Source organism: Ruminococcus sp. MCC718 (assembly GCF_018783905.1).
Classification (GTDB): domain Bacteria; phylum Bacillota; class Clostridia; order Lachnospirales; family Lachnospiraceae; genus Hominisplanchenecus; species Hominisplanchenecus faecis.
The window spans coordinates 1-10,615 of the sequence record NZ_WQNP01000014.1; the positions used below are offsets into that span (position 1 = coordinate 1).

Consider the following 10,615-nt stretch of genomic DNA (forward strand, 5'->3'; position numbering starts at 1 on the left):
GTAAAAGCAGCCGCAGAAGAAGCAAAGAAAGCCGCAGAAGAAGCAAAGGCAGCAGCCGATGTTGACAAAGCAGCAGCAGAGGCAGCCCAGGCAAAAGCAGAAGTTGCACAGAAAGCCGCAGAAACTGCAGAAGCAGAGGCTAAGAAAGCACAGACCGCTTCCGAAGCAGCCCAGGCAAAAGCAGAGGCAGCACAGAAAGCCGCAAAAGAAGCAGAGGATGCAGCAAAGAATTATGCAAACGATGCAGAAGCAGCAAAAACAGCCGCGGAGGCAGCCAAAACAACAGCTGAAAATGCAAAAAAAGGCCTTGCAGAGGCAGCCGCAGGTGCTGCAAAGGCAAGTGCGGATGCAGCGAAAGCAGCCCAGGCAAATGCAGAAGCCGCAGCGAAAGCAGCCGAAGAAGCACAGAAGAAAGCAGAAGAGATCCTTGCGAAAGCCCAGAAAGAGGCAGAAGAAAAGAGAGCCGAAGCACAGAAACAGTTAGAAGAAGTGCAGGCAATGCAGAAACGTCTGGAGAGCCAGCTGGCTAAGACAGAATTTGCAGCTAAGAAAGTGAAAGTAAAAGCTGTCAAAGGTGTTAAGAAGTCTGTGAAAGTCAACTGGAAGAGCGTAGAAGGAGCAGACGGCTATGTGATTGAATATGCTAAGAAAGCAAACTTCAAAGGCAAAAAGACCGTTACCGTTTCCGCTTCCAGGAAAGCAAAAACGATCAAGAGACTTTCCGCAAAGAAAACGTACTATGTAAGAGTCAAAGTATACAAAGTAGTGGATAACGAGAAAGTTTACACCGCTTACAGTGCAAAGAAGAAAGTACGCACAAAATAAAATATAAGAAATAAAAAGCCGGCATTGCACAGTGTTTAAATGTTGGCATCCAAAAGACAGAGCACGTGACGGAATTGCTGCCGTCATGGTGCATCTGTCTTTTTGTCTTTTGTCCGGCATTCTTCAGATCAGATGTGAGATGATGTTCACTTTTGCAGGCTGTGGGATGCAATATTCCATCTGCTCTGACAGATTGAAAAAAGAGAAAAAATATTATATCATGGTATTAACAATATCGGGAGAAGGGAAAGTGGCTATGAAAAAGTTTTTGGGACGATTTTTTCTGCTTTTTATGATGATTTTGCTGATCGGGGGATGTGCACGGCAGAAAGAAACGGAAAATGTAATGAAAAAATCCGACAATCAGGAGAAGGTCATGCGATATGTCAATTACAGCAGGTTTTCGGGGGACGGGATCAATCATCTGAAATTAAAAAGCATTGCGGAGCAGACGATTGCCTGTTATCTGCTGGAGGGGCTGATGCGGATCTATCAGTATGAACTTCAGTATGGCATGGCGGATCGCTATGAAATTTCGGAGAATCAGAAGGTTTATACGTTTTATCTGCGGGATGATGCCTGTTACAGTGACGGTATGCCTGTCACGGCAGGCGATTTTCTTCGGGCTTTTCAAAGGCTGATGGAGCCGGAGAATTTTAATTCTTATGCAGCGATCATAAAAAATGCAGAAGATATTTATCAGGGAAAAAAGAAAATCGAAGAATTGGGCGTGACGGTGCTGGATGAGAAAACGCTTCAGATCGAACTGGAGCATCCGCAGGTTCAGTTTTTGCAGCTTCTGGCACTTCGAAGTTTTGCACCGATAAGAGAAGATGCAGCAGAAATATTGCGGCCGGAAGACTGCAACGGACCGTTTACCCTGGAAACGTGGAGTGAAGATCTGGTAGGTATGAAAAAGAATCCCTATTACTGGGAGCGGGACAATATCAAACTGGATAAAGTGGAAGCCGTGTGTCTGGAGTCATCCGATGAAGCATACGAAAGATTTGTAAAAGGAGAGGTCGATGTGATGCCGATCCCGTTAAAAGGAGCGGAAAAATACAGTGCCGGAATTCAGAAAAAAGTGATGACCGGGATTTGTGAAAGTCTTTATCTGGATCTGCAGACCGAAGGACCTTTGCAGTGCAGGGAATTTCGCCAGGCGTTAAATTATGCACTGAACCGGGGAGAATACAAAGAAAATATGGACAGTGATTTTCTTGTGCCGAATGCACGTTATGTTCCGGAAAACGGCCTCGGAATTTTGAAAACTTACACAGAGAATTATCAGGATCTGCCATGTACAAAATACGGAAATCAGAAGCTTGCAGAAGAAAAGCTCGGCGAAGCACTCAAAAAAATGAATATTTCCGGAGCGGAAGATGTAAACATCAGGTTGCTGGTCAATGATGATCCATGGAGCATACAGGAAGGAACGGAAATCAAACGCCAGTGGGAGAAAAAACTTGGAATCTCGGTGGAACTGGAAACGGCAACCGGAGATGCATTCTGGGCAGAGAAAGACAACGGCACGGTTACGCTCACGGGCGTTATCGCAGAATATGCAGATATGATGGCGTATCTGCAGAGCTGGAATTACGATTATACCTATGGAGAAGAGGGAAATCAAAGTGATACGGTGCAGAAATGTTTAAGAGATGCCGAGAGGCAGACGGATGAACAGATCAGACTTAGTACCTTATATAAAGCGGAGAAAGCACTGATGGAAGATGTGCCGATGATCCCGCTGCAGCTTCGAAAAGAAAGCCTGTTACTGAACCGGAATCTGACCGGTTTTGAGACAAGCATGAATCTTGCAGGTGGAGGATATGAGTTTTTATATGCGGATTTTAAATAGAACAGAAAAAAATCGAAGGTTTCTTTTTCTTGCTGCGGTGTTTGCTGTATGTACTGCAGCAATGCTGACCGTTCTCATGATGCCGCAGAAACAGGTGGTCTGTAAGGGAGAAGCAGATTTCAAACAGTTTGGACTGCAAAGCGGAAAAGCAGTCGATCTGTGCGGAGAATGGGAGTTTTTTGAACAGAAATTCATTGCTACGGAGCTGGATGAAGAGCAGGTTTTCGGGAAGTTTGTCAGGGTGCCTTCTTATATGCCCCGAAAAAATGCAGGGATGTTCAACTGGGGAAGTTACCGTGTAAAACTGAAAAACTGTCCGCCGCAGTTTGACGTTTCTGTGAGCCTGAAAGGTATGCCGGCGGCTTATCGGATTTATCTGAATGGAAAATGTATTGAAAAAAGCGGAGTAGTTTCTTCCAATCCGGACGCACTGAAAGTCAGCAGGGATACATCGATCAGGACGACCATTACGCTTCAGTCTTCGGAATGTGATCTGATCATAGAAACAGCGGGATATCTGCTTCCGGGGTTGTCTTTTACACCGCGGATCCAGGAGGAAAGCGTGTGGAGTGAACAGTATGACCGTTATCATACCTGGATGATCCTGTTGCTTGGCATGCATATGTTGTTTTTATGTTCTTATTTATTGCAGCTGAAGATCACGCCGGACAGCGGTTACAGCAGAAGTGTTTTTCTGGTGCTGTTCTTATTGGCCATCCGTATGATCTATTCCGATGCAGCGTTTTCGGCAGTCATAGGCGGGACTTTGAAATATTATGATCTGATTCTGTTTTCTGTATGCGTGATGGAAAGTCTGGTCTGGGAATTTCTTCTGAAAAACGGTTATAAAAAAGACCGGCAGAAAAAAGATTTCGGAATTCGGGAAGGGATTCTGATCACCGGTGTCATTGTGATGAGCCTTGCAGCTTTTGAAGGGATTTTATCATGGAAACTGACCATGGACGTGGGTGTCTGGCTGGTACTGCTGATCCGCTTTGCAGGGTATCGCAAAAAAGAAGAAATATCCGGAGAAGATATGATCTGGGAAATAGGCATATTGCTTTTGTATACTGGGATCGTATTGTCAGATTTTGCACATATCGGCATGCTTCCTTATAGTGGAGGTATTTTCATGCTTGTCGGAGTGATCGCTTTTGATCTGAGTGTCAATGTCATTGACCGCTGGCGTATGAATAAAATTCAGCAGAGGGCACTGGAGGCGGCGAAGATTGAGCAGAAGCTCCAGGAAGCCCGGCTGGAGCTTGCACTGCATCAGATCAAACCGCATTTTTTGCAGAATGCCCTGATGTCGATCAAAGTGCTCTGCCGGACGCGTCCGAAAGAGGCAGAACAGGCGGTCTACGATTTTGCCGTATTTTTGCGGGGAAATATGAATGCACTGGAATCTGCAGAGATGATTCTGTTTCGGGAAGAATGTAAGACGATCGAGCGGTATCTGCACATTGAAAAGATGCGTTTTGGGGAGCGTCTTCAGGTTCAGTGGGATCTTCAGGAAGAAAAGTTCCAGATACCGCCGCTGACGATCCAGCCGCTGGTAGAAAATGCGGTATGTCACGGAATCTGCCAGAAGATGGAGGGCGGCACCGTACAGATCCGAAGTTTTCGAAAAAACGGAGAAATCTGTGTTCAGATCCTGGATGACGGGGCAGGATTTGACACCGAAAAACTGAAAGATGCGGACGGGATTGCCATAAGAAATCTGAAGCTGCGTCTGAAAGAATTTCTAAATGCGGATCTTGAGATTGAGAGCAGAAAAGGAGAAGGGTGCAGGCAGACAATACATATTCCATGGGAGGAGACAGAAGATGAAAATTATTCTGATAGATGATGAACCATTGATCCTGGAAGAATTAAGCTATTTATGTGAAAAACACAAAGATATTGAAATTTGCGGAAAATTTGTAAACCCAAAGCAGGCATTGCAGTACGTTGCCGGGCATCCGGTGGATTTTGCATTTTGTGATATCAGGATGCCGGGGATCACGGGACTGGAACTGCTGGATCAGATGCACAAAGAAAAACCGGATCTTCAGGCAGCGTTTGTCACAGCATATGACCAGTACGCATTTGATGCCTATCAGCTGGATGCCTGCGATTATCTGCTGAAGCCGTTTGGACAGGAAGAGGTGGACCGTGCACTGGATAAAGCAAGAAGGCTGGTAAGAACGGAACAAAAAGATGAAATGCAGCTGGAAATCCACACGTTTGGCAGATTTGATCTGTTTTTAAACGGTCATGCGATTGATTTTAGCAGCAGAAAAGCAAAAGAACTGCTTGCACTTCTTGTGGCGAGACGGGGCGGCATTGTGGAAATGGAATTTGCCGTGGATCTGTTATGGGAAGAAGAACCGTTCAGTGAACAGGTGAAAGGACGTTTCCGAAAAGCAGTGATGAACCTGAAAAATACACTGCGGGATCATGGACTTCTCTGGATGCTTCACAGCGAGCGTGGACGAATGTATCTGGAGACAAAGGGCGTTTCCTGTGATTATTATGAACTGATGGAAGGGCAGATCCATGCAGCGGAAAAATTTTCAGATGAATTTATGGCACAGTATTCCTGGAGCGAGGCCTTTCTTCCGGTTCTGGAACGTCAGGCCGGGATTGTAATGTCAAATTACAGTAATTAAAACAGTAAACACTTCAAAAAGGAACACTTCTGGAACACTTGCTTTCCTATACTTTTTTCAAAAGGGAAAAAATCCCGGAAAAGGAGGAAAGTAAAATGAAAAATGTAACCAGAAGTGTTCGTTTTGTTTTGTCCATGGTTCTTGTCATGGCAATGGTTCTGACTTCCATCGGAAGCTTCGGAACAGTCGCAAAAGCACAGACCGGCAGAGCAGCGGACGGATTGAAAGGAATCTACCGTATTTATCACACGGAAGATGCCACGCAGCGAATGGCTCCGGGAGCGGACCAGGCATCCGAGGGTAATACGCTCTGGCTGTGGGAACAGGGATCAACTGCTCCGGCAGACTGTGAGATGTTCTATTTTGAGCAGGCAGAGGACGGAAGCTATTACTGGTACAACAAGCAGGATGCAGAGCTTGTCATGCAGGCAGATACTTCAGTTGTCAGCCTTCAGAGAAAGAATGCCGCATCAGCAAACCAGAAATGGACGATCGAGAAAGTGGCAGGAACAGAAGATCAGTATTATCTGAAAAATGGTTCCCGTTATGCAAGTACTTCTGCAAACCGCCATGCACAGGTAAGTATGTCCGATACGGCACAGGCATGGAGACTTGCAAAGGTAGAGCCGGAAGTGAAACTCTCTCTTGGCAGCAGTACCATAAGAACCGGTGAGAGCACAACCGCAGCTGTGACCGGATTTGACGCAGACGGCGAAGAGCTGGATGGAAGCAAAGCCGTGATCACCAGTGAGAATCCGGATATCGCAGAAGTTTCCGGAAATACCGTTATCGCAAAAAAAGTCGGAACAGCAACGATCAAAGCAACATTTGAGGGCACAGAAGTCAACACAGAGCTGACCGTTCTGGAGACATCAAAAGAATGGCCGGGCGTTTATCGCATTGATAACGTAGAATTTGCCGGTTATCTGATCGAGCCTGGAGCAGACAATGTAAACGAAGGAAACAACCTGTACCTGTGGAATACAGCACTGAATCAGACACGTATGTGGGTATTTACGGAAGCCGGGGACGGTTATGTATACTGGCATCCACGCAACAATGTATCACTTGTGATCCAGGGAGGAGATCTGGATTCTTATCCTTCCATGGCAAAAAACACAGGCGAGGATACACAGAAGTGGAAGATCATCAAAGATGAGACAAGCGGAAATTACCGGATCCAGAACAAAGCATCCGGAAAATATGTTGCAACCGTAAACGATGCAAACTGGCAGCTGATCCAGATGAAAGAAGAAAGTGCAAAGACATCCCTGTGGGTCATGAATGAGCTGAAAGCGACCATCAGCTTGGAAGTTTCTGCAGGCTATCTGCAGACCGGAAAAACAACGAATTTTGCAGTGGTTGCAAAAGACGCATCCGGAGCAGCGATCAGCAGCGGTATCCGCACCGTAAGCAGCCATCCGGAAGTGGCTTCTCTGGAAGGCAATCAGATCAAAACTCTGAAACCGGGCTATACGGATATTACGAGTTATCTTACAACAGGCGGAAAAGAATATACTTCCAACACGATCCGTGTTTACGTTACCGATGAAGCACCGGTATTTACCGGAAAAGAATGGTACAAAGATATTTCTACTGCAGAAGTAAACAGAGAGCCTTCTCATGCAGATTTTGTTCCGTATCAGGATGCAGACACTGCATTTAACAGCGAGAAGAGTGCACTGGATGACCAGAATGAGACGGCAAGTACTTACTATAAACTGCTGACGCAGAAAGAATGGGATTTTGCACTGATAGAAAATCCGGAAAAAGCAGATGCAGCGGACGCAAAAGGTTATCTGGAAGAAACACTTCCGGAGGAAGCAAAAGCAGATTTCCAGAAAGAATTTGTACCGCATGCATGGCAGACTTATCGAAACGCAGATAAGACCTTTAAATATTTTGATGAAGCAATCTATACAAACAGTATCTATCCGTGGGGCAGTGCACAGGGAAATACCATCGAGTATGATGATCCTCAGGCACCGACGCACTATAATCCGGTAGGATATTACCGTACTGAGTTTGAACTTCCGGAAAACTGGGACGGACGTAAAGTATTTCTGTCACTGCAGTCCGTAAGATCTGCTTATTATCTGTTCATCAACGGAAAACAGGTTGGTTATACAGCAGACAGCTTTACGGCGCATGATTTCAATATCACACCGTATCTGAACAAGAATGGAAAGAATACGATCGCACTGAAAGTATATCGCTGGGGCATCGGAAGTTATCTGGAAAATCAGGATTTCATTCAGCTGAGCGGTATCATGCGTGACATTTATCTGTATTCCAAAGACAGCCGTGCAGAGCTTCGTGATTTCTTTGTACAGACAAGCTTTGCAGACCGCACAGACAAAAACAGCGATGTTACGATGAACGTGGATGTTGATGTCCGCAATCTGACAGACAAAGAAGATACCAGCGGCTACACCGTAGATGTCAAACTGAAAGACATGGACGGAAAGCTGATCGGTCAGGATACGATTTCTTATGATAAGCTGAAAGCACTTCAGGGTGTGACCGGTGCATCCGATCCGAATGCAGCAGATGCAGACGGCGAGAAAAAAGTAAACTTAGGTGATCGCAAAACAGCAACGATCGAAGTTAAGAATCCGAAGAAATGGTTCCCGGATACACCGAACCTGTACATGGTAACGCTGGAATTAAAAGACAGCACCGGAAAAGTGATCGAAGCAGAAGCAGAACATATCGGTTTCCGCGAGATCTATAAAGTAAACATCAACGATGCAGAACAGGAACAGATGCAGATCACAGGACAGAAGATTATCTTCCGCGGTGTCAACCGTCACGATGCCAGCCTGGAAAATGGCAGTGCCGTGACAAATCAGGAGATCATCGATGATCTGAAACTGATGAAACAGTACAATGTCAATGCAGTCCGTACTTCACATTATCCAAATGCAAAGATTTTATATGATCTGGCAGATGAACTTGGTATTTATGTTTATGCAGAAGCAAACGTAGAATCACACTACGGAGCATATGGCGATCATAAAGTGCCGATCCCTGGAGGGGACAGCCGCTGGGTAACTCCGGTTCTAGATCGAAACATGAATATGCTGGAGCTTCTGAAAAACCATGCATCCATCATCGGATGGTCTTATGGAAACGAAGCAACTTACACAAGATGCCCATTAGACAATACTTACTGCTTCTGGGCAGCAGCAATGGCAGTTCTGAACCGTGATCCGAGCAGACTGCGTATGTACGAACGTGAATCCGATGGTTATTATCATCGTTATCAGAAGGATGCAGGAGCTGATCCATGGGGCATGGAAACCAGAAGCAAGAATATTGTGGATGTTCACAGTACACAGTATCCGGAAGCAAAGAACGTAGAAAGCTACGCGAAAAACACAAACTACAAACTGCCTTATTTTGAGCAGGAATATGCACATGCAATGGGACAGTCTTTCGGAAGTTTCAATGAATTCTGGAAACTGAACCGCACATACTCCAATGTTCAGGGCGGATTTATCTGGGATTGGGCAGACCAGTCACTTGCAACCACAAGAGAAGACGGAAAGACATTCTGGGCTTACGGTGGAGACTGGATGGATGCGAGCTCCAATGCAGATGCATTCTGTGCAAACGGTGTTCTGTTTGCAGACCACACACCGTCCGCAAAAGCCGTACAGATGCGTTACGATCATCAGCAGGTGAACTTCTATCTTGAAAACGAAGATGCGAAAGTAACCGATGGAACGATCAAAGTAAAAGTCGTAAATGAACTGGAAAACAGCACCCTTGAGAATTACAATATCATCTGGAGCCTGAAAAAAGACGATGAAGAGATCGCAACAAAGACCATCTCCTTAAATACACCGGGTATGGACGGAGAAACCTTTGGAGAAGAAGTGATCACGATCGATCTGCCGAAAGTAAAACCGCAGACCGGCGATACTTACATGCTGGAGTTCTCCGTGCAGAATAAAGTAAAACCGGATTGGGATGCAACGCTCACCAAATACGACAATGTAGTGGCACATGAGCAGTTTGACCTGACTCCGGAATACAAGGAGACAAAAGTACTGGATTACGATGACATGTCTGAGTTTACCAAAGCAGAAGATGACGGTAATACAATGAGCATCGAAGGTGTTACAAAAGACGGAAAATCCTACGCACTGAAAATGGATAAGACAACCGGTATTCTTTCAGATTACACGGTGGACGGCAAAGTCGTTCTGGAAAAAGGTCCGGTACCGAGCTTCTGGAGAGCACAGAACTATAACGACACACCGGTTGCATACAACCGCAATCTGCGAAATACCGATGACAACATGGAACTGGTGGACAGTCCGGTTATCACACAGGATGAGAATGGAAAGCACATCCGTGTAGCATTAAACGTAAAACTTACGGTTGATGCAGAACAGACCTTACTCTATGATATTTACGGAGATGGAGAAATCGTAGTCCGCTCTGCCTTTACACCGAGAAGCAACTTTGCACCGGGTACCGCCGGAGCACAGGCACTGCCGAAAGTCGGTGTCCGCATGACTGTTGCAGCAGGATACGAAAATCTGGAATACTTCGGAAGAGGTCCGGAAGAAAACTACATTGATCGAAAGACGGCAACCGATGTCGGTGTATACAGGAGTACCGTAACAGATCAGTTTGTAAGCAAATATGTGAAACCACAGGAAAACGGAAACCACACCGATGTCAGATGGACATCACTGACCGATAATGACGGAAATGGTATTTTAGTTGCCGCAGACGGAACGGTAGAATCTTCTGCACTTCATGTAAAAGCAGAAAATATCAATCCGGTTAGCTGGACCGATTATCCGTATAACAACCAGACCATTCGTCATTCCACAGAAGTTCCGATGGATGAGCAGACTTATCTGTGCCTGGATGCGATCCAGCGAGGAGTCAGCAATACAGGATTCTTTAACCATATACCGCTGGAAGGATTCTATCCGACAACCAAGCAGAATGCAGATGGAAGCTACAACACTTATGCAGAGAGATTCCGCATTGTTCCGGTTACTTCCGATACGGACAAGATGGAAGAAAGCAAGGCAGGTTTTGAAGCAAGTTCTGTAGCAGGAGAACTGGAAGAGATCAAAAACCAGGCAGTCGCAGCAAAGAACGATGCCGAGACCGCAGCAAAAGCAGCCGAAGCAGCAAAAGCAGATGCAGAAGCAGCCAAGGCAAAAGCAGAAGAAGTAAAAGCAGCCGCAGAAGAAGCAAAGAAAGCCGCAGAAGAAGCAAAGGCAGCAGCCGATGTTGACAAAGCAGCAGCAGA

At 45.7% G+C, this 10,615-nt stretch carries 4 protein-coding genes and 1 pseudogene; all 5 read left to right on the top strand.

Annotated elements, in window-relative coordinates; translation table 11 throughout:
• Positions 1-825, top strand: a pseudogene (locus GPK60_RS01430) (hypothetical protein); the annotation flags it as partial.
• 31 nt (positions 826-856) lie between these two features.
• Positions 857-2,683: a peptide ABC transporter substrate-binding protein gene (locus GPK60_RS01435; RefSeq protein ID WP_215658720.1), complete on the top strand. Its 1,827-nt coding sequence runs from the start codon at positions 857-859 to the stop codon at positions 2,681-2,683.
• Positions 2,655-4,532, top strand: a complete 1,878-nt coding sequence (locus GPK60_RS01440) for a histidine kinase (RefSeq protein ID WP_022118524.1) — start codon at positions 2,655-2,657, stop codon at positions 4,530-4,532. Before GPK60_RS01435 ends, GPK60_RS01440 begins: the two co-directional genes overlap by 29 nt.
• The gene (locus GPK60_RS01445) at positions 4,510-5,334 is read left to right on the top strand and encodes a response regulator (RefSeq protein ID WP_022118525.1); all 825 of its coding nucleotides are present in this window, start codon (positions 4,510-4,512) and stop codon (positions 5,332-5,334) included. The genes GPK60_RS01440 and GPK60_RS01445 overlap by 23 nt, the downstream gene beginning before the upstream one ends.
• 95 nt (positions 5,335-5,429) lie before the next feature.
• Positions 5,430-10,615: glycoside hydrolase family 2 TIM barrel-domain containing protein (locus GPK60_RS01450; RefSeq protein ID WP_215658721.1), on the top strand; the 5,186-nt coding region annotated here is incomplete at its 3' end.